20 protein-coding genes are annotated in these 19,464 nt (G+C 48.1%); 16 read left to right on the top strand and 4 right to left on the bottom strand.

Annotation, left to right across the window (positions count from 1 at the left end; translation table 11 throughout):
- The first annotated feature begins 3 nt into the window (after positions 1–3).
- The 3 genes from DHX103_RS15990 (at position 4) to rnz (ending at position 3,396) form a co-directional block, all read left to right on the top strand.
- Complete coding sequence (locus DHX103_RS15990) at positions 4–1,122, top strand: M20/M25/M40 family metallo-hydrolase (RefSeq protein WP_422123203.1); 1,119 nt, start codon at positions 4–6, stop codon at positions 1,120–1,122.
- An 86-nt stretch (positions 1,123–1,208) separates the two neighbouring features.
- Positions 1,209–2,444: a DNA polymerase IV gene (locus DHX103_RS15995; RefSeq protein WP_422123204.1), complete on the top strand. Its 1,236-nt coding sequence runs from the start codon at positions 1,209–1,211 to the stop codon at positions 2,442–2,444.
- Between the two features lie 7 nt (positions 2,445–2,451).
- Positions 2,452–3,396, top strand: coding sequence for a ribonuclease Z (gene rnz, locus DHX103_RS16000; RefSeq protein WP_422123205.1), 945 nt, complete (start codon positions 2,452–2,454; stop codon positions 3,394–3,396).
- A gap of 534 nt (positions 3,397–3,930) precedes the next feature.
- Here rnz and namA read toward each other — a convergent pair.
- Positions 3,931–4,947 (bottom strand): NADPH dehydrogenase NamA, encoded by a 1,017-nt coding sequence (namA, locus tag DHX103_RS16005; protein ID WP_422123206.1) that lies wholly within the window; start codon positions 4,945–4,947, stop codon positions 3,931–3,933.
- 41 nt (positions 4,948–4,988) lie between these two features.
- The gene (proC, locus tag DHX103_RS16010) at positions 4,989–5,792 is read right to left on the bottom strand and encodes a pyrroline-5-carboxylate reductase (RefSeq protein WP_422123207.1); all 804 of its coding nucleotides are present in this window, start codon (positions 5,790–5,792) and stop codon (positions 4,989–4,991) included.
- Between the two features lie 376 nt (positions 5,793–6,168).
- Here proC and DHX103_RS16015 point away from each other — a divergent pair, with 376 nt between their 5' ends.
- The 8 genes from DHX103_RS16015 to DHX103_RS16050 all read left to right on the top strand — a co-directional run bounded on the left by DHX103_RS16015 (position 6,169) and on the right by DHX103_RS16050 (position 16,080).
- Entirely contained in the window at positions 6,169–7,116 is a 948-nt protein-coding gene (locus DHX103_RS16015; protein WP_422123208.1) for an MBL fold metallo-hydrolase, read from the top strand.
- Positions 7,117–7,276: 160 nt separating this feature from the next.
- Positions 7,277–8,539, top strand: coding sequence for an argininosuccinate synthase (locus DHX103_RS16020; RefSeq protein ID WP_422123209.1), 1,263 nt, complete (start codon positions 7,277–7,279; stop codon positions 8,537–8,539).
- Positions 8,536–9,912, top strand: a complete 1,377-nt coding sequence (gene argH / locus DHX103_RS16025) for an argininosuccinate lyase (protein WP_422123210.1) — start codon at positions 8,536–8,538, stop codon at positions 9,910–9,912. Before DHX103_RS16020 ends, argH begins: the two co-directional genes overlap by 4 nt.
- A 530-nt stretch (positions 9,913–10,442) precedes the next feature.
- Entirely contained in the window at positions 10,443–12,200 is a 1,758-nt protein-coding gene (locus tag DHX103_RS16030) for an ABC transporter ATP-binding protein (protein WP_422123211.1), read from the top strand.
- Positions 12,197–13,978, top strand: coding sequence for an ABC transporter ATP-binding protein (locus DHX103_RS16035; RefSeq protein WP_422123212.1), 1,782 nt, complete (start codon positions 12,197–12,199; stop codon positions 13,976–13,978). Before DHX103_RS16030 ends, DHX103_RS16035 begins: the two co-directional genes overlap by 4 nt.
- A 550-nt stretch (positions 13,979–14,528) precedes the next feature.
- Positions 14,529–15,239, top strand: coding sequence for a cytochrome c biogenesis CcdA family protein (locus tag DHX103_RS16040; RefSeq protein WP_422123213.1), 711 nt, complete (start codon positions 14,529–14,531; stop codon positions 15,237–15,239).
- Between the two features lie 24 nt (positions 15,240–15,263).
- On the top strand, positions 15,264–15,587 hold the full coding sequence (locus DHX103_RS16045; protein ID WP_422123214.1) for a thioredoxin family protein: 324 nt from the start codon (positions 15,264–15,266) through the stop codon (positions 15,585–15,587).
- Entirely contained in the window at positions 15,580–16,080 is a 501-nt protein-coding gene (locus DHX103_RS16050) for a CcdC family protein (protein WP_422123215.1), read from the top strand. Before DHX103_RS16045 ends, DHX103_RS16050 begins: the two co-directional genes overlap by 8 nt.
- A gap of 141 nt (positions 16,081–16,221) precedes the next feature.
- Here the strand turns inward: DHX103_RS16050 and DHX103_RS16055 are convergent, their stop codons facing one another.
- The gene (locus DHX103_RS16055) at positions 16,222–16,656 is read right to left on the bottom strand and encodes a DUF2621 family protein (protein ID WP_422123216.1); all 435 of its coding nucleotides are present in this window, start codon (positions 16,654–16,656) and stop codon (positions 16,222–16,224) included.
- A gap of 120 nt (positions 16,657–16,776) precedes the next feature.
- Here DHX103_RS16055 and DHX103_RS16060 point away from each other — a divergent pair, with 120 nt between their 5' ends.
- From DHX103_RS16060 to DHX103_RS16075, 4 genes are all read left to right on the top strand, one after another.
- Positions 16,777–16,995, top strand: a complete 219-nt coding sequence (locus DHX103_RS16060; RefSeq protein ID WP_422123217.1) for a DUF1659 domain-containing protein — start codon at positions 16,777–16,779, stop codon at positions 16,993–16,995.
- Between the two features lie 22 nt (positions 16,996–17,017).
- The gene (locus DHX103_RS16065; RefSeq protein ID WP_422123218.1) at positions 17,018–17,233 is read left to right on the top strand and encodes a DUF2922 domain-containing protein; all 216 of its coding nucleotides are present in this window, start codon (positions 17,018–17,020) and stop codon (positions 17,231–17,233) included.
- A 63-nt stretch (positions 17,234–17,296) separates the two neighbouring features.
- On the top strand, positions 17,297–17,422 hold the full coding sequence (locus tag DHX103_RS16070; RefSeq protein ID WP_084245964.1) for a YvrJ family protein: 126 nt from the start codon (positions 17,297–17,299) through the stop codon (positions 17,420–17,422).
- A 95-nt stretch (positions 17,423–17,517) separates the two neighbouring features.
- Positions 17,518–18,078, top strand: a complete 561-nt coding sequence (locus DHX103_RS16075; protein ID WP_422123219.1) for an SCO family protein — start codon at positions 17,518–17,520, stop codon at positions 18,076–18,078.
- 68 nt (positions 18,079–18,146) lie between these two features.
- Here the strand turns inward: DHX103_RS16075 and mscL are convergent, their stop codons facing one another.
- The gene (mscL, locus tag DHX103_RS16080; protein WP_422123220.1) at positions 18,147–18,530 is read right to left on the bottom strand and encodes a large conductance mechanosensitive channel protein MscL; all 384 of its coding nucleotides are present in this window, start codon (positions 18,528–18,530) and stop codon (positions 18,147–18,149) included.
- Between the two features lie 117 nt (positions 18,531–18,647).
- On the opposite strand from mscL, the gene DHX103_RS16085 reads away from it, so the two are divergent.
- The gene (locus DHX103_RS16085) at positions 18,648–19,295 is read left to right on the top strand and encodes a lytic transglycosylase domain-containing protein (protein ID WP_422123221.1); all 648 of its coding nucleotides are present in this window, start codon (positions 18,648–18,650) and stop codon (positions 19,293–19,295) included.
- Positions 19,296–19,464 lie beyond the last annotated feature (169 nt).

The raw sequence follows: 19,464 nt of genomic DNA on the forward strand, positions 1-19,464 counted from the left end.
CGCATGAAAAACGACAGATTATTGAATGAATTTCTGGAATTGATTCAAATCGATTCTGAAACCAAAAATGAGGGCCATATAGCAGAAGTTTTGAAAAACAAAATGGAAGTCCTGGGATTCCATGTAGCGGAAGATAGTTCTTCCCTGCGCAATGGCCACGGAGCGAATAACCTGGTGGCAACCCTTCGGGGCTCGGCAGCCAATGTGCCACCCATTTATTTTACGGCCCACATGGATACCGTGGTGCCAGGAAACGGGGTAAAACCTCAAATCCGCGACGGCTATGTCTATTCAGACGGCACGACGATACTCGGTGCGGATGACAAAGCAGGAATTGCGGCTTTGTTTGAAATGATCCGTTCGATTCAGGAACAGCAAATCGAACATGGGGACATTCAATTGGTCATAACCGCAGGGGAAGAAAGCGGATTGGCAGGAGCCAAAGAATTCGATGCATCCCTCCTGTTCGCCAAATTCGGCTATGCTGTCGACAGCGACGGAAAAGTTGGCGGCATTGTAACGTCTGCTCCAAATCAGGCAAAATTGTGGACGACAATTTACGGCAAAACGGCTCATGCCGGCGTAGCGCCTGAAAAAGGGGTATCTGCAATCAATATCGCGGCGAAAGCCATTTCATCGATGAAACTGGGACGCATCGATTCGGAAACGACAGCCAATATCGGCCGTTTTGAAGGCGGAAAAGCGACGAATATTGTTTGTGAAGAAGTGAATATCCTGTCTGAAGCGCGTTCCATCTCGGAAGACAAACTCGCTGTACAAACGGCTCATATGGAAAGCGTCTTTGAAGATACAGCGGAAAGTTTCGGCTGCTCAGCCAAAACCGAAGTGAAATTGATGTATCCCGGCTTCCATTTCGCTGAAGATGAACCGGTCGTTGAAATCGCGCAGCGGGCCGCAGAAAAAATCGGCCGGCCATCGCCTGTCTTAACCAGCGGCGGGGGAAGTGATGCCAATATTTTCAACGGTTTCGGAATTCCGACAGTCAATCTGTGTGTCGGCTATGAGGAAATCCATACGAAGAGTGAACGCATGCCGATTGAAGAACTGGAGAAATTGGCTGAATTGCTGATTGAAATCATTAAGGAAACCACAAAAGCATAAACGAAAAGCGATATGAAAGGAGAGAACAGGATGTATGTTCTCTCTTTTTTTTGATACACTTAAAGAAAACAACAGGAGCGATTGCAATGGCGGGCCGAGTTATCTTCCATATTGATATGAATAGTTTCTATGCCTCTGTGGAACAATCGCACGATCCGACGTTAAAAGGGAAGGCGCTGGCGATTGCCGGAAATCCGAAAGAGCGGCGCGGCATCATTGTCACTTGTTCCTATGAAGCCCGCGCACACGGAATTTACACGACGATGCAAGTGCACGAAGCCAAGCGAAAATATCCGGCACTCCTCATATTGCCGCCGAATTTTGAACGGTACCGGGCAGCTTCCAAAGCGATGTTCGACATTCTTCGCTCTTATACTTCATCGGTTGAACCCGTATCGATAGACGAGGCCTATTTGGATGTAACGAATTTATTGGACGAGCGGTCTGCCCCCGGCCTTGCGGATGAACTTCAGCAGCGCATCAAAGCGGAACTGGATTTGCCGTGTTCGATCGGGATTGCACCCAATAAATTCCTGGCAAAAACCGCCTCCGATATGAAAAAGCCCATGGGTGTAACAATTCTTCGCAAAAGAGATATTCAGCGTCTGCTTTGGCCATTGCCCGTGATTGACATGCACGGCATCGGTGACAGCACAGCCGAAAAACTGAAGCGGCTGGAGATTCTGACCATCGGCGACCTCGCCACCGCCAATCCAGGTTTGATTAAGGAAAAGATGGGCAAAAACGGGATCCGGCTGCAGGCAAGAGCAAATGGCATCGACAGCAGGGAAGTGGATCCCGATTCGATTTACGACACCAAAAGCGTCGGAACATCCACTACCTTGCCGGTCGATGAAACGGATGAAAAAAATCTGCAAAAGATTTTTCGCCAGCTCAGTGAAAAAGTGGCCAAGCGGCTCGAAGCCAAAGAACTCGCCGGTCCAACCGTCAGCATACAGACACGCAGCTCCGATTGGCAAAACCGGACGCGCAGTGTGACGTTAAAGAACACGGTGTGGAAAGTGGATGATATCAACCGCAATGCCTGGCATCTCTTCATGAAGCACTGGAACGGCGAGCCTCTGCGGCTTGTCGGGGTCACGGTTTCGAATGTCGTCGATAAAGGGGAAATGACCGAACAATTATCGCTGTTCAATTTTCAGGAACATGCAAAAGACGAACCGATTCTTGACCTCATGTCCAAACTGGAAAAAAAATTCGGCAAAACTGTACTCTATAAAGGGACAAAACAAAAGAAAGCGAATTTTGATTCCAAAACCAGCTTCAGTAAAGATTTTCTGGACGACCACGATAGAAAGTAGGAAAACTATGCAATTATTATTTTTGGGCACCGGAGCCGGCATGCCATCCAAACAGCGCAATACCTCTTCGCTGGCGTTGAAATTGCTGGAGGAACGGGGAGCGGTTTGGCTGTTTGACTGCGGTGAAGCCACGCAGCATCAGATTCTGCACACCACATTGAAACCCCGGAAAGTGGAAAAGATATTTATCACGCATCTTCACGGTGACCATATTTACGGCTTGCCCGGATTTTTGGGCTCCCGTTCTTTCCAGGGCGGCGATGAGGGGATTGAAATATACGGACCACTGGGTATTCGAGAATATGTTGAGAGCGTACTGCGCATCAGCAGAACACATTTGAATTACCCGCTCCATTTCATCGAAGAACTCGATGGCCTGGTGTTCGAGGATGAAGGGATGTCAGTCCGCGCGGCCAAGCTGGATCATGTCATTCCTTCCTACGGTTTCCGCATCCAACAAAAACCGCTGCCGCCCAAGCTGATGATCGATCGAACGCGGGAATTAGGTGTTCCAAAAGGTCCCTTATTGGCAAAATTAAAGGCCGGGGAAGATGTGCAGCTTGAGAACGGAGATATAGTACGAAGTAAAGATGTAACCGAAGCGGAAAATAAAGGGTTTGTCGTCACGATTCTGGGTGATACCCGTTATTGCCAGGCAGCCATTGAGCTCGGACGTGGAGCCGATGTATTGGTCCATGAAGCGACATTTGATGGGGATACCCAAAAAATGGCAGGTGAGTATGGCCATTCGACGATTCGGGACGCGGCAGAAACGGCCAGACAGGCAAGCGCCAAAACGCTGATCGTCAATCATTTGAGTTCCCGCTTTTTGCCGGAAGATGAAAAAAAGCTCCTTAAGGAGATGCGCAGCATCCATGAAGACAGCTTCATCGCCCATGATTTCGATGAGTATGAGTGGAAAATTCATGAGCGGGCTTTGAAGCGAAAATAAGCTGGAACCATTGAAGGTCTTTGCGTGCGAAGGCCTTTTTTGGGTTGAGCTCCTCTTCCAGAGAATGAATGATTCTGAAGATTTGCATTATAATAGAAGGAACTTGAACAGAGGATGAAAATAATAGAAAAAATAACCAAAAAAGAAAAATTTATTTGCAAATTAATGGATAAAATATTTTCGGGTAAATAATAGAACAAACGTTCCCTTTGTGATAAAATAAAGGTACAGTTGCATGAGGGCGGTGTGGCCATTCCCCAGGAAAGGGGGTGGTGATATGACGGTTTACGAATCATTCGGATTGGTCTTTACAAGCATCGGGTTGACGATTAGCGGCTTGACGCTGGTCATTTCAATGATTTTAGTCACAAACAAAAAAAAATAACCGTCCCATGTGGCGTGGAATGACGGTTATTTAATGCCTGGAATTCCAGCCAACCGCTCTCAAAGCGGCATGCAGCTGGCCGAATGCTTATGCATTCGGTTTTTTACGTTATATTTATTATACTAAATCCAGCCTATTTTGCAACTGACTTATACCCAGCCGCGTTCGTATGGGACCGGAACTTCTATATCAGCAGCCAATTCCTTGGCGGCGCGGAAGGCCCAATAAGGGTCCCGCAGCAATTCCCGCGCCAGGAAGATCATATCTGCGCGGCCGTTCTGCAAAATTTCCTCTGCATGCAACGGACTGGTGATCAGACCGACAGCGCCGGTTGCAATGCTGGCTTCATGCTTGATGGTTTCGGCGAAAGTCACCTGATAGCCTGGATAAACAGGGATTTTGGCGGGCACCAACGCGCCTGAGCTGACATCGATCAAATCGACGCCTTGTTCCTTCATCCAGCGGGCCATTTCAATGTATTGATCCGGTGTCATTCCGCCTGCTGTATAATCGTGCGCTGAAATCCGCACAAACAGAGGTTTCGACCACACCGTGTTCACTGCATCAATGACTTCCCGCAACATGCGGTAGCGGTTTTCAGCGCTGCCGCCGTAATCATCCGTCCGGCGGTTCGTTAAAGGCGATAAGAACTCATTTAATAAATAACCGTGTGCACCGTGCAATTCGATGACATCAAAGCCGGCACGGTCAGCACGAATCGCAGCTTTTCGGAAGGCTTCGACTGTTTCCTGAATGTCTTCTGTCGACATTTCAGTGGGTGTTTTGTATTTGTCACTGAAAGGTAATGGGCTCGGTGCCTGGATTTCTCCGTCGACGGTGGCTTTTCTGCCTGCATGCGCAAGCTGAATGCCGGCTTTAGCACCGTTCAGTTTCGTCAAACGGACGATTTCCGCCAAACCATCGATATGGCTGTCATCCCAGATGCCGAGATCACGGGAGGAAATCCGTCCTTGCGGCTGAACAGCTGTTGCCTCCAGAATAATCAATCCGGTGCCGCCGACTGCACGGGTTGGATAATGGATTCGGTGCCAGTCTGTGATGGTGCCGTCTTCCTGATCGCTCTGGTACATGCACATCGGGGCCATGACGATTCTGTTTTTAAATGTTACGTCTTTGATTGTCATCGGTTCAAAAAGTTTTACCATCGATGATGTCTCCTCTTTACATATAGGGAATAGCGGAAGACTTATTTAAATTCTTTGCCAAGCTCGCGGGAACGATTTGCGGCCGCTGTGACACATTGGCCGACGATATCTTTGAAATTATTGTCCGCCAATGAATCGAGGCCGGCTGCAGTGGTGCCGTTCGGGCTCGTCACTTTTTTGCGCAATTCAGCAAAGTCTTCCTGCTGCATCATCTCAGCAGCCCCGAGGAATGTCTGGCGGACCAGTTTTTTGGCATCCGCTGCTGACAGCCCGTTGGCGACGCCAGCTTCCCGCATCGCCTCAGCGAAATAATAGAGGTAGGCCGGGCCGCTGCCTGCGACGCCGGTCAAAGCATGCAATTGGTCTTCTTCAACAACAGTAACGCTGCCGATGGAAGAAAGGAGCTTGCGCAATTCGTGCTGCTGTTCGACCGTCACAAATTTGCTCCAGGCCACACCGGTTGCAGATTTTCCGACTTGAGCCGATGTATTCGGCATCGCACGGGCCACAGGGAAGTTCCCCACATGGCGCTGAATCGTATCAATCGACACACCTGCCGCGACGGATACGATGACCGTATTGCCGGTGAGCTTCTTCTTAATGCCTGCCAGTGCCGCTGCAACGTCTTTCGGTTTCATCGCCAACAGGATGAAATTGGCATCTTTCAATTCTGTTTTGTTTTCATCAACGATATTTACGCCGTATTCATCGTGCAATACTTCCAGACGGTCCTGGTCCGATCTGTTCATCACCGAAATATCTTCCGGTTTCATTATTCTTTTATTGATCCAGCCATGAATCATGGATTCAGCCATGGATCCGGCACCTACACATACAATTTTCATCTTTCTCCACTTCCCTTTTATCATAATAAAAAGCGCATTCATCCCTGTTCATCAGGGACGAAAACGCTTTGTTTCCGCGGTACCACCCAGCTTTGTCAATTAAGACACCACTCGATATCCTTAACGCGGATCTACGGCCGTGTTTGCACGGCAGCTCAAAAGCAGGTTCCAGAGGGGAGCGGGGATGCGCTTTTCAGCTGTAGCAGCACTCTCTTTGCACCATCACCCTCTGTACTGATCTTTATCATCGCTAACTTATGTATATAAATTATACGGACAGCCCAATTGAATGTCAAATAAGGTTTCGGGATGACGCCAGGCTTCGAACAAGGTATGATAGGTGAATAGCCATTCATTTTTAAAGGAGAGAAAAGCCGTGAGCATTCATAAAATTATTATTCCTACGCCGTTTGCAGTCGGCGATGTAAATTCCTATCTATTGAAAGGCGACGCATTGACGCTGGTCGATGCCGGGCCCAAAACACCGGAAGCGTGGCAGGCTTTGGAGTTTGGACTGAAAGAAGCGGGCGTGCAGGCTGAAGATATCGAACAGGTCGTGTTAACCCATCATCACCCGGATCATGCCGGCTGGATCGACGGTTTTGACAACGCAAAATTATATGGACATCCTTATAACGATTTCTGGCTTCGGAGAGATCAGGCCTTTTTTGAATTTCATGACGCCTTCTATATGGAGCGCCTGAAAGAAGAAGGCGTACCGGATGACCAGCTGTTTTGGATCAAACGCATGAAGCGTCCGTTGACCTTGATGGGCAGCCGCCCGCTTGATGGGACCATTAACGAAGGGGACGTTGTGCCAGGACATCCAGACTGGGAAGTAATGGAGACGCTCGGCCACGCGCAGAGCCACTTGTCTTTCTGGAACAAGGAAAGCAGAGAGATGATCGGAGGAGATCACGTCATCGCAAAAGTTTCTTCCAATCCGCTGATTGAGCCCCCGCTCGATCCATCGATGGGCCGTCCCAAATCATTGCTGCAATATAACGCATCTCTGGCCCGGCTCCTTCAAATGCCGGTCGAGCTTATTTACAGCGGGCACGGCGAGGATGTCCGAAATGTCCATGAATTGATTACGGAGCGACTGGCCAAACAGCATCAGCGGGCGATGAAAGTGCTGTCGATGATCGGCAAGGAAGATAAGACCGTCTACGACTTGACGAAACAATTATTTCCGTATGCCTATGAAAAGGAATTGGGGCTGACACTTTCTGAAACAATCGGGCAGATCGACTACTTGCTTGAAGACGGCCTCATTTCGGAGAGCATGGATGAAAAAGGGGTTTTCCATTACAGGGAGGCGTAAATTTTATGCTGGTCTTTTTAATTTACAGCAGCAACAAGGCCCCTTTATATAGAGGAACGGTGGAAGCAAAATCCACCGTTCTTTTTTTTTATGTTTTTTAACCCCTAGCACTTGCACATTATATTTAGGCATGCTATTCTTTGTATATTAATTTTAATTAATGCATAAAAATACAAAGGTGGTTTTTCTATTGAATAAAAAAATCGTTCTTGCCTATTCAGGTGGACTGGATACATCGGTGGCCATTCCATGGCTGAAATCAGAAGGATATGACGTAGTGGCGGTCTGCCTCGATATTGGAGAAGGAAAAGATCTGGAGTTTATCAAGAAAAAAGCGCTGCAGGTTGGAGCGGTTGAAAGTTACATGATTGATGCCAGAGACGAATTTGCTGATAATTATGCATTAATATCCATGCAGGCTCATACCTTATACGAAGGCAAATATCCGTTGGTGTCTGCGCTGTCCCGTCCGCTGATTTCGAAAAAGCTGGTGGAAATCGCTGAAATGAGTGGCGCAACAGCTGTGGCACATGGCTGTACAGGCAAAGGCAACGACCAGGTGCGTTTTGAAGTGTCGATCAAATCATTGAATCCGAATCTGGAAGTCGTGGCGCCCGTCAGACAATGGGGCTGGTCGCGTGATGAAGAAATTGCCTATGCCAAAGAAAACAATGTGCCGATCCCGGTCAATCTGGACAGCCCGTTTTCCATCGACATGAACCTTTGGGGCCGTGCCAATGAATGCGGCGTGCTGGAAGATCCATGGGCAACGCCTCCGGAAGAAGCATATGAACTGACGAATGCACTCGAAAACACGCCCGATACACCGGATACGGTGGAAATCGAATTTATTAAAGGCGTGCCGGTAAAACTGAATGGCGTTTCCTATTCATTGACGCAATTGATTTTCGAATTGAACCATGTGGCGGGCAAACACGGCGTCGGACGGATCGACCATGTCGAAAATCGGTTGGTCGGCATCAAATCCCGTGAAATATACGAAGCGCCGGCTGCCATGACGTTGATTGCCGCGCATAAAGAATTGGAAGACATTACGCTGGTCAAAGAAATGGCGCATTTCAAGCCGGTCATTGAGAAGAAGTTAACGGAACTCATTTATGAAGGTTTATGGTTCTCACCGCTGCGGGTTGCGCTGGAAGCATTCTTGAAAGAAACGCAGGAGTTTGTCAACGGCACCGTGCGGGTGAAATTATTCAAAGGGCACGCAATTGTCGAAGGACGGAAGTCTCCGAATTCATTGTACAGCGAGCAATTGGCTACTTATTCCACAGATGACACATTCAATCACGCATCCGCTGTCGGTTTCATCGAATTATGGGGGCTGCCAACAGTCGTCAATGCGATGGTCAATAAAAAGGCGGTGCCTGTCACTGAACAGGTGAAAGAAGAGGTAAAATCATGACCAAGCTCTGGGGAGGCCGCTTTCAGAAATCGGCCGAACAATGGGTCGATGAGTTTGGCGCATCGATCGGCTTTGACCAGAAGCTGGTGATGGAAGATATTGAAGGCAGCACAGCACATGTGAAAATGCTCGGCGCATGCGGGATCTTACCGGAAGATGACACAGCATCAATTCTTTCAGGACTTGAGACGTTGAAGCAAAAAGCAGCGGCGGGCGAGCTCGAATACAGTGCTTCCAATGAAGACATCCATTTAAATCTGGAAAAATTCCTGATTGATGAAATCGGCCCGGTCGGCGGCAAGCTTCATACCGGCAGAAGCCGCAACGACCAGGTGGCGACCGATATGCATTTGTATCTGAAGAACCGGGTCGGTGAAATCATCGAAGCCATCGATCATTTCCAACAGGCAATCGTGGAGCAGGCAGAAACTCACATTGAAACGATTGTGCCGGGCTATACGCATCTGCAGCGTGCCCAGCCGATCTCATTCGGCCATCATCTGATGACGTATTTCTGGATGCTGCAGCGCGATAAGGAACGATTGACGGAATCCTTGAAGCGCATTGACGTTTCCCCGCTCGGCGCGGGAGCGATGTCCGGGACGACGTTTCCGATTGACCGTGAACTCGCGGCAGCGCATCTTGACTTCGCGAATGTTTACCCAAACAGCATCGACGCTGTCAGCGACCGGGATTTCATCGTTGAATTCCTGTCGAACGCTTCGATGCTGATGATGCACATGTCGCGCTTTGCCGAAGAAATCATCCTGTGGTCAAGTGAGGAATTCCGTTTTATCGAACTGGATGATACGTTTTCAACCGGCTCGAGCATCATGCCGCAAAAGAAAAATCCGGATATGGCGGAGTTGATCCGCGGCAAGACCGGGCGCGTCTACGGCAATCTATTTGGCTTGCTGACGACGCTGAAAGGGCTGCCGCTGGCGTACAATAAAGATATGCAGGAAGACAAGGAAGGCATGTTTGATACGGTGCATACCTTGATGGGATCATTGCCGATATTCGAAGGAATGGTACGCACGATGACAGTGCGCACGGATTCCATGGAAGCAGCTGTCAACTCGGATTTTTCCAACGCGACTGAACTTGCCGATTATCTGGCGGCAAAAGGGATGCCTTTCCGGGAAGCGCATGACGTGACCGGCAAATTGGTCTTCACCTGCATCCAGCGGGGCTATTATTTAAAAGATCTGCCACTGGAAGACATGAAAGCGGCAAGTCCATTGCTCGAAGAAGATATTTACGAAACCCTGAAACCGCGCACAGCTGTTGATAGAAGAAACTCTTTCGGCGGCACAGGCTTCGAGCAGGTGCGCATTCAATTGGACAAGGCGAAACGCTTGATTGCAAAATAAAAAGATCGCAATTACAAAAGCCTCTGCAGAAACCATTTTCTGCGGAGGCTTTTTTCTATTCGCTGAAATCTACAACCAAAGGCGGATTTATTTCTTGAAACGAAATACTTCTTCCTATTTTGTCCAAAAATTTGCTAAAATGAAAAAGTTGGATATGTTGAATTAAAGGATCTGATAAATGTGCCGCTTCGGGTCCCGCTATAAGCCGAGAAAACCACTCGTCTTTTGCTTCGTCGGCATACGCCTGCTCCTGGAGCGCGCCAGTGCTGAGAGAAATCTCTAAAGATATGGAGCAAAACAGCGAAGACGCCCAGGGGAGCAAAAACGGCGTTGGCTTTCCAACGTCGTTTCGACGAAGTGCGATATTCCCATGGTGCTCCTGCATCGCTACGCTGCTTCGTCGCAAAGACTTAGCCTCGCGAGCTTCGGCTAATGTCTTCGAAGCTGTTTTGCGGAATATCGGCTTCTAAAATTTATTAGTTCGACATATGTAGATACATACAATAACAGACAGCAGGGAGACTACTGGAATGCGCGTTTTTTTGGAATTAGGCTGGTTTTTTAAAGAAAGGAAAAAGCAATACGCCATTGGCATCTTTCTGCTGCTGATCGTGGCGGCACTCGGTGTTCTGCCACCGCGCATCATCGGCTTCGTGGTCGACGAAATCAGCAGAGGCACGCTGACACCGGCTTACCTCATCAAATGGCTCAGCATTCTCGCAGGGGCGGCGCTGATCATGTACGTGCTGCGCTATGCCTGGCGTTTGATGATTTTCGGTTCATCGATCATCTTGGCCCGCAATCTGCGGCGCAAGCTGTTCCATCATTTTACACAAATGTCCCCGTCTTTTTATCAAAAGAGGCGTGTCGGCGATTTGATGGCACACGCCACCAATGATTTGCAGGCAGTCCAAATGACCGCCGGCGCTGGCGTACTGACGCTCTTCGATTCACTGGCGACAGGCGGCTTTGTCATTGCCGCGATGGCCATCACGATTGACTGGAAGCTGACATTGATCGTGTTGCTTCCGCTGCCGCTGATGGCTTACCTGACCAATTATTACGGCAAGCTGATGCATCTTCGTTTTCACGACGCCCAGGCTGCTTTTTCAGGGTTGAATGATAAAACGCAGGAAAGTATCTCCGGAATGAAAGTCATCAAGACTTTCGGACAGGAGAAAGAAGACGTCGAGGATTTCCGGGCTCTGTCAAAAAAAGTAGTGGACGAAAATATCCGTGTGGCCAGGGTCGATTCGCTATTCGATCCGACGATATCAGCGATTATCGGCATCTGTTATTTTCTGGCCATCGGATTCGGCTCATATTTCGTCACGATTGGCGACATGACCATCGGCGATTTGATCGCTTTTACGGCTTATCTTGGACTCCTCGTATGGCCGATGCTCGCTTTCGGCTGGCTCTTCAATATTGTGGAGCGCGGCCGTGCGTCATACGACCGGATCCGCCAATTGCTGGCAGAACCGGCGGATATTGATGACCGACAAGGCGCGCTGGATATCCATCCGGAAGGGGATATCGTGTTCAATTTGCAGGAATTTAAATTCACCGGTGATGACCGGGCCGCATTGCATAACGTCAATTTCACCGTAAAACGCGGTGAGACGCTGGGCATTGTCGGCAAAACAGGCTCAGGCAAATCCGCCATTCTCCGGCTGCTGCTCCGCGAATTTGAAAATTACAGCGGCGAAATCAGTTTCGGCGGACGGTCCATCAATGATTATAAAAAGAAAAAATTGAGAGAAGCAATCGGCTATGTGCCGCAGGACCATTTTTTATTTTCGACGACGGTTGCCGGCAATATCGCCTTTGCCCGACCAGAGGCGACAGAGGATGAAATCCACCACGCCGCGCAGCTGGCACATATCCATCAGGACATTTTGAATTTCACCTTGGGTTATGGAACGATTGTCGGGGAGCGGGGCGTTTCCCTGTCAGGCGGCCAGAAACAGCGGATTTCGATTGCCCGGGCATTGATGATGCAACCGGAACTGCTGATTTTGGATGATTCGCTGTCGGCGGTCGATGCCAAGACCGAAGAGGCGATTCTCGAATCGTTGAAACAGACACGGACAGGCGAAACGACCATCATCACATCACACCGGCTCAGCGCCATCCAGCATGCCCACCAGATTCTGGTGATGGAGGCCGGCACCGTAAAGGAAATCGGAACTCATGACGAATTAATGAAGAAAAAAAGCATCTATTATGAAATGTATGAGCTGCAGCAATTGGAAGCGCTCGTCGAACAGGGAGGCGAGACCCAATGATCGAAAAGCAGAAAGAATTGACCGGCAGAGATCAATGGCTTGTATTCAAACGGCTGCTTCTTTATCTGATTCCCCATAAGCGGATGTTATCGGTGGCAATGCTGCTGCTGGTGCTCACGGTAATCGGAGATGTGGTGGGGCCCTTGCTCATCAAGACGTTTATCGATAATTACCTGACAGCAGGCAATTTCCCCACTGGACCGATTGTGGGACTGGCCCTGGGTTATATATTCATCCAGGTATCAAATGTCATCATCAGCTATTTCCAGATGCTGAAGTTCCAGGAGGCGGCGCTGAAGATTATTCAGCAGATGCGCATTGATGTGTTTACAAAAGTGCAGCGACTCGGCATGCGTTATTTCGACAAGACTCCAGCCGGCGGCATTGTGTCACGGGTGACAAATGATACCGAAGCGATCAAGGAAATGTTTGTCACCGTCCTCATCGGTTTTATCCAAAGCATCTTCCTGATCATCGGTGTCTATATCGCGATGTTCTTCCTGAATGTCCAGCTTGCACTGATTACGCTGATCCTGCTGCCGATCCTCCTGTGGATCATGTATATTTACCGGAAATACAGTTCGCTTTTCTACCAGGATCTGCGGGAGCGGCTCGGCCAATTGAATGCCAAAATTTCCGAATCCGTGCAAGGCATGGGCATGATTCAGGCGTTCAGCCAGGAAGGCCGGATGCAGGATGAATTCAATGACATCAATGAAAAACATTGGAAAGCCGGCAAACGCAACATCAAAATCGATGGTCTGCTGCTGCGCCCCGCAATTGATCTGGTTTATACGCTGGCGCTGATCATGCTGCTCAGTTATTTCGGCATCACGTCATTTTCATCTACGATTGAAGTCGGTGTTATTTATGCCTTTGTTACCTATATCGACCGGTTTTTTGAGCCGATCAATCAGGTGATGCAGCGTCTGTCGATTTTCCAGCAGGCCATTGTCGCTGCTTCGCGTGTTTTCGATCTATTGGATGAAGAAGACGAAGCGCCCGCTCAAAAGGACAGCGATCACAAAATTTTGGATGGACGTATCGAATTCCGGAATGTCAGCTTTTCCTATGACGGCAACGCCGACGTTCTGAAGAATATTTCGTTTACCGCTGAACCCGGTCAAACGGTGGCATTAGTCGGACACACCGGCAGCGGAAAAAGTTCGATCATCAATCTGCTGATGCGGTTCTATGAGTTTGAACGCGGCGATATCCTCATTGACGGCCGTTCCGTGAAAGACTATCGAACTTCCGAATTGCGGAACAAGATGGGGCTTGTGCTGCAGGATCCGTTCCTGTTTTACGGCACCATCGAAAGCAATATTCGCTTGTATAATCCGGACATGATGTTCTCTCAGGTGCGTGCTGCCGCAGAATTTGTGCAGGCCGATAAATTCATCGGAGAGCTGCCGGACGGTTATGATCATAAAGTGACGGAAAGAGGTTCAACGTTCTCAAGCGGGCAGCGCCAATTATTGGCATTTGCCCGCACCATGGCGGCCGATCCCAAAATTCTCGTGCTCGACGAGGCTACGGCCAATATCGATACCGAAACCGAAGTTGCGATCCAGACGAGTTTGGAGAAGATGAGGCGCGGCCGGACGACGATTGCAATCGCCCACAGGCTGAGCACGATCCAGGATGCAGAGCTGATTATCGTTCTGCACCAGGGTGAGATTGTGGAGCAGGGAACTCATCAGCAGCTGCTGGCCAAACGGGGGCTCTACCATAAGATGTATCTGCTGCAAAACGGCATTGTGGAATTGGAAAAATAAATGTTCTGTCATATGCGAATGGAGAAAAGCTGTTTTTTCTCCGTTCGCATTTTTATATAATCTATATAGGTTGATGTAAAGAATCAGCATTTTTATTCCGATTCGACGCTATGGACAAGGACAAAGATTATGCTCCTGCGCAAGCTCGTCGCAAAAGAGCTGATATCTTCGTTTAGCACACCTTGACTCCCGCAATAAGCCGAGAAGCCCACTCGTCGTTTGCTTCGACGGCATTCGCCTGCTCTTAAGCCGCGCCGGCGCTGAGAGAGTATCTTAGATATGTAGCAAAACAGCGAAGACGCCATGGGGACCAAGCGAAGTGCTGAGATCCACTCGGGCGAAGTGAAACGAGACCGAGTTAGCTTAGCGCGAGCCCCCAGGCAAGCGAAGCTGTTTTGCGGAATATCGGGTACTACAGGTTTATTAGTTCAACATATCTAGAGTAAAAGTGTTTTGTCCGACACATTCACAAAGAGTTCACAGGCAAAAGGGCAGTTTTCTTGGGGCTTATTTGATAAGATGAAATGAGTATAATGAAGGAGTGAAAATAGTGGCAAGTGATATCAACCTTTTCCTGGCTTTTGGGGCAGGATTTCTAAGCTTCATTTCACCATGCACATTGCCTTTATATCCGGCATTTTTATCTTATATTACCGGCATGTCGCTTGATGAAATCAAAAACGACAAGAAAGTCATGCAGCGGCGAGGCATGTTCCATACGCTGTTCTTCCTGCTCGGCTTTTCAACGATCTTTATCGCCCTCGGTTTCAGTACATCGTTTTTCTATGAATGGTTTATCACGTATGATGAACTGATCCGCCAGGTCGGCGCAATATTCATTGTGATTTTCGGCCTCATGATCATCGGGTTCTTCCAGCCGAAATTCCTGATGGCGGATAAAAAGTTTTCATTTAAGAATCGGCCTTCCGGTTTTATTGGAACATTTGTCATCGGACTGGCATTTGCAGCCGGATGGACGCCGTGTACAGGGCCGATTACAGCTGCCATTTATACGCTGGCGGCAGCCAATCCGGGCTCTGGGGTCTGGTATATGCTTGCTTATGTTCTTGGATTTGCGATTCCATTCTTCGTGCTGTCGTTCTTTGTGACACGCCTTGGCTGGTTGCGCAAACACAATAACACCATCATGAAAGTCGGCGGTTTTATCATGATTGCAGTCGGAATTTTACTGTTCTTCGACGGATTGACATATCTCATCCGTATCCTGAGTCCAATCTTCGGTGATTTCCAAGGATTCTAATTGATCACAAAGCAGGTGAAAGCTATGAAAACCATCCATTCAATAAACGACTACCACCAAATGATCGAACGCAGAGACACGTTTCTGTTATTTGTCAAAACCGATAATTGTTCGGTTTGTGAAGGCTTGCGCCCGCAAGTCGAAGAGTTCGAAAGCGATTATGAAATTCCTTTCTATTTGGTGAACGGAGCCAGATTGCCTGAACTGGCGGGGGAGCTTCTGCTCTTTTCCGCACCCATCGTGCTGATTTTCCACGAAGGCAAAGAAATTCATCGCTTTGTCCGTTTTGTAAGAATTGATGAATTGCGGAGCCGTCTGGAAGAGTTGGAGGAGGGATTGGATGTTTAATGAAATTCCTTCAGAAGTCTTTCTGGCCATAACAACAGTGGGTGCTTTAATAATGGGTGTGTTGGCAATGTTCGTCAGATCCCGCGCTGCCAAAAAGCCGGCTTCTGTCAAGAAAATCCTGTTGCCGCCTATCTTCATGTCCACCGGCGCTTTGATGTTCATTTTCCCGTTTTTCAGAGTGGCACCGGCTCAGATTGCAGAAGCACTCGCGGCAGGCATCGTTTTTTCACTTGTTCTTATCTGGACTTCGAAATTTGAAGTGAAAGACGGCGAAATTTATTTAAAACAATCAAAAACATTTCTTTATATTTTGATCGGCTTATTGCTCGTGCGCATTGTCGGCAAAGTGATCCTCAGTTCGACCATTGATATTGGCGAACTCGGCGGCATGTTCTGGATCCTTGCTTTTGGCATGATCATCCCGTGGCGTATCGCAATGTATTATCAATATAAAAACTTGGCAGAAAAAAATAAAAGCGCAGTACCCGGTTAATGGGTGCTGCGCTTTTCTATTGTCCAGACTTCAGCGGCCCAGCTCTTCGGGTCATTAGCCTGCTCAGCTATGCGGCAAAGAACGCCGCTCCGCTGATCCGTCTTATGCCTTTCAGAGCTTAACGGGCTCTGTCGCTTTTCTCTATTGCTCAAAATACTCTTCATACGGGCTCACATCAATATCAAGTTCGTGCAATTTCTTCCGCAGGAACTTATGGTCCCGTTTTGGCGTGGCTTGGATATAGCCCCTGATAATATGTTGATGCTCCATTTTCGTAACTTTTTCCTCGAGCAGAATCTGTCCGATCCGGCCGGCAATTTTTTGTTTTGCTACGGGACGGAACAGGTCTGGCACGGGCTGCACCAATTCGTTCAGCAATTCCTTTTCGGGTTCCCCCCATAAATGAATCGTCTTGTCGACGTAATGTTCTTCCCAATTTAAATCTGACAATCCATCACTTTTGGGAATCGATTTCAGGAATTTCCTGAACATGAAAAAACCGCCGATCGCAAACAAACCGACAAGTACAACTACCCAAAACAGAATGAACCATAAAAACCAACCGTCTAAAGCCACTTTAGTCACCTCTAACCTTTCGATATCTCCATTATAAGAGCTAAATAAAAATAATTCATTAAAAATGTATCCCTTTTTGCCCTAACTGTCTATATAGGGGGTGAGAGGAGGTGAAACAACATGGCAAACAGCTACTTCAAGAACGCAAGCATCCGCCTGACATTCGACAATGGTGTCGATGAACTGGGCAAACCGAAAAAGAAATTGAAAGCGTATCACAATGTAAGTGACACGGCAGCAGCTACTGAGATTTTCGAAACAGCCCGTGTAATGACGGATTTCGGCATGAAAGCGCTGATCAATCTGGAAAAACAGTCCAACCAATCAATCTACGCTTAATAAAACCAAGGGGGAATAGGGAATGGCAAAAACATTGGAATTGATTTTCGAAACAGGTGCAGGCAAGGCTGTTGTATTATCTGTGGATGAACCGAGGGAAGACCTGACGGCTTTGGAACTCGCGACAGGCATGCAGACGATTCTTGCGCAAAACATCTTTGAGGTTGAGGGGTCGGCTTTTGCAGTAGCGAAAGGTGCCCGTGTAATTGAACGGAACGTCGTCGATTACGAAGTATAAAGATTGGAGCCCTCCTCAGACGGAGGGCTCTTTTGCATAATTGAACAGAAAGGGGAGAAAGAAATGGAAGATTGGATGCGCTTGATTCAGGAAGTGGGTTTCCCGATTTTTGTATCCTTCTATTTGATGCATAGAGTTGAAACCAAACTTGTGGCGATTCATGAAGCTTTGATCGCCATCCGGCTCTGATTTCACAAATTTGTGACAAAGGGCGGGGAAAACGAGTTGTCGGCACCCGCTTCTTCATTTAAGATGGAGGCAGTATGTATTGTGGAGGCGGCACCATGAAAAAACTAGTTCTATTGGCAGTAATTGGCCTGGTGATGCTTTTGGCTGCATGCGGGGATTCCGCCATTGAAGATTTTTCCCATACCGATCAACGGGGGGAAGAGGTATCGCTTGAAGATTTGAAGGGGAGCCCATGGCTGGCGACGTTTGTCTTCACCAATTGCACTACCGTTTGTCCGCCGATGACGTTTAATATGGTGACTATTCAGGAGGAACTGGAAGCGCAAGGCATTGATGACTATAAAATTATTGCATTCAGCGTGGACCCGGTGACCGATAAACCGGATGTATTGGCTGATTATCTTGCCAAATTCAATGTGCCGGACCCTTCGAAATGGCATTTGCTGACCGGCTACTCGCAGGATGACATCGCGGCATATGCAAAAGACAATTTCAAGGCTTTCGTGAAAGACGATCCAGCGAGCAACCAGGTCGTCCACGGCACAAGTTTTTACCTGGTCGATTCGAATGGCAAAGTTGCACATAATTATGACGGCTATGCAGATGTACCGGTAGAGCAAATCGCTGAGGACATGCAGGAGCTGCTGGAGCAATGAGCCAAGTGACAGAAAATACATTTAAAAAGGCTATATTCCGATGAGGAATATAGCCTTTTTATTGTTGTTTACAGCTGCTGTTTCTTCAGCAAATCGCGTATTTCCACCAGCAGTTCTTCTTTTTTATCCAGTTCCGGCACACTTTGTTCTTCCGGCATGGTTTCTTTTCGTCTGAAATTCATGAACACGCGAATGACCAGGAAAATAGAAAATGCGATGATTAAAAAGTCCAATATCGATTGTATGAATGCACCGTATCTTAAAGTGGCATCCCCAACTTTGTATTCTGCGCCGGCGATGCTGAATCCGCCCATGAGCAATCCGATGGCAGGCATAATCAGGTCTTCCACCAAAGAAGTGATAATTTTACCGAAAGCGGCACCAATAACAACAGCAATGGCGAGGTCCAATACATTGCCTTTCATAGCAAAGTCTTTAAAATCTTTCCACATATTTATCACCTCCATCGTCAACTTTACTCCTGCCTCCATCGAAAAGATAGTGGCGATAGAGCAGAATTATAGGAGGCCTTATGTTAAACTAGAGGAAAAACAACTGGGCGTGAGCACATGAAGAAGAAAAAGAACAAATTGAAAAAGGGCAACAAGTTGAAGCTTCTGTTTCTCCTTCTTTTATTCCCCGCGCTCCTTGTCGGCGTAACTTTGTTTATCTCCGTCTATTATATATTTAATCCCGAGACAGTTATAACTGCCTTGAAAAAAACCCCGAATCTGATATGGGAAATGGAAGTGCCGGAGGACTATATTCCTTTGTATAAAGAAACGGCAGAAGAATTTGGCATTCCATGGACGCTGCTGGCTGCCCATCACAGAGTGGAAACACGCTTTTCAACGATGGACCCTTTATTATCTCCGGTCGGAGCGGAAGGGCATATGCAGTTTATGCCCTGCACATTCGTCGGCTGGAGTCATCCAACATGTACCGGCTTGGGACAGGGAGAGATCCCGGATGATGAGAAAACAGATCCTGAAGTCATTCAGGAGTTTGGGGGCTATGGTACAGACGGTGACGGCGATGGCATAGCGGATCCCTACAACCTGACGGATGCGCTGCATAGTGCGGCCAATTATTTAGCGCAAAATGGAGCGGCTGACGGCGACCTCGAAGGTGCGATTTTCCGCTATAACCACAGCGATGAATACGTCGAGGATATCCTACACTATCACAATCTGTACAAAGAGGAATTTCCGGAATAGCTCAAAAAAAGAGTGGACAATGTGTCCACTCTTTTTTTGTGCTTGTTGAGAAAGTAAAAATGAAAGCCGATATTGCGCAAAAAAGCTTCGCTTGCCAAAACCCGTGCTCCTGCATCGCTGCGCTGCTTCGTCGCAAAGAGCCGGCCTTGCAGGCTACGGCCAACTCTTG

Source organism: Planococcus daihaiensis, from assembly GCF_049262615.1.
GTDB lineage: Bacteria > Bacillota > Bacilli > Bacillales_A > Planococcaceae > Planococcus.

What these genes read in the sequence shown, in the direction of transcription:
- DHX103_RS16070 (WP_084245964.1), top strand. Translation starts at nt 17,297, where the DNA reads ATGGAAGATTGGATGCGCTTGATTCAGGAAGTGGGTTTCCCGATTTTT.
- DHX103_RS16065 (WP_422123218.1), top strand. Translation starts at nt 17,018, where the DNA reads ATGGCAAAAACATTGGAATTGATTTTCGAAACAGGTGCAGGCAAGGCT.
- DHX103_RS16045 (WP_422123214.1), top strand. Translation starts at nt 15,264, where the DNA reads ATGAAAACCATCCATTCAATAAACGACTACCACCAAATGATCGAACGC.
- rnz (WP_422123205.1), top strand. Translation starts at nt 2,452, where the DNA reads ATGCAATTATTATTTTTGGGCACCGGAGCCGGCATGCCATCCAAACAG.
- DHX103_RS15990 (WP_422123203.1), top strand. Translation starts at nt 4, where the DNA reads ATGAAAAACGACAGATTATTGAATGAATTTCTGGAATTGATTCAAATC.
- DHX103_RS16035 (WP_422123212.1), top strand. Translation starts at nt 12,197, where the DNA reads ATGATCGAAAAGCAGAAAGAATTGACCGGCAGAGATCAATGGCTTGTA.
- DHX103_RS16030 (WP_422123211.1), top strand. Translation starts at nt 10,443, where the DNA reads ATGCGCGTTTTTTTGGAATTAGGCTGGTTTTTTAAAGAAAGGAAAAAG.
- namA (WP_422123206.1), bottom strand. Translation starts at nt 4,947, where the DNA reads ATGGTAAAACTTTTTGAACCGATGACAATCAAAGACGTAACATTTAAA.
- argH (WP_422123210.1), top strand. Translation starts at nt 8,536, where the DNA reads ATGACCAAGCTCTGGGGAGGCCGCTTTCAGAAATCGGCCGAACAATGG.
- DHX103_RS16075 (WP_422123219.1), top strand. Translation starts at nt 17,518, where the DNA reads ATGAAAAAACTAGTTCTATTGGCAGTAATTGGCCTGGTGATGCTTTTG.
- proC (WP_422123207.1), bottom strand. Translation starts at nt 5,792, where the DNA reads ATGAAAATTGTATGTGTAGGTGCCGGATCCATGGCTGAATCCATGATT.
- DHX103_RS15995 (WP_422123204.1), top strand. Translation starts at nt 1,209, where the DNA reads ATGGCGGGCCGAGTTATCTTCCATATTGATATGAATAGTTTCTATGCC.
- DHX103_RS16050 (WP_422123215.1), top strand. Translation starts at nt 15,580, where the DNA reads ATGTTTAATGAAATTCCTTCAGAAGTCTTTCTGGCCATAACAACAGTG.
- DHX103_RS16085 (WP_422123221.1), top strand. Translation starts at nt 18,648, where the DNA reads ATGAAGAAGAAAAAGAACAAATTGAAAAAGGGCAACAAGTTGAAGCTT.
- DHX103_RS16060 (WP_422123217.1), top strand. Translation starts at nt 16,777, where the DNA reads ATGGCAAACAGCTACTTCAAGAACGCAAGCATCCGCCTGACATTCGAC.
- mscL (WP_422123220.1), bottom strand. Translation starts at nt 18,530, where the DNA reads ATGTGGAAAGATTTTAAAGACTTTGCTATGAAAGGCAATGTATTGGAC.
- DHX103_RS16020 (WP_422123209.1), top strand. Translation starts at nt 7,277, where the DNA reads ATGCATAAAAATACAAAGGTGGTTTTTCTATTGAATAAAAAAATCGTT.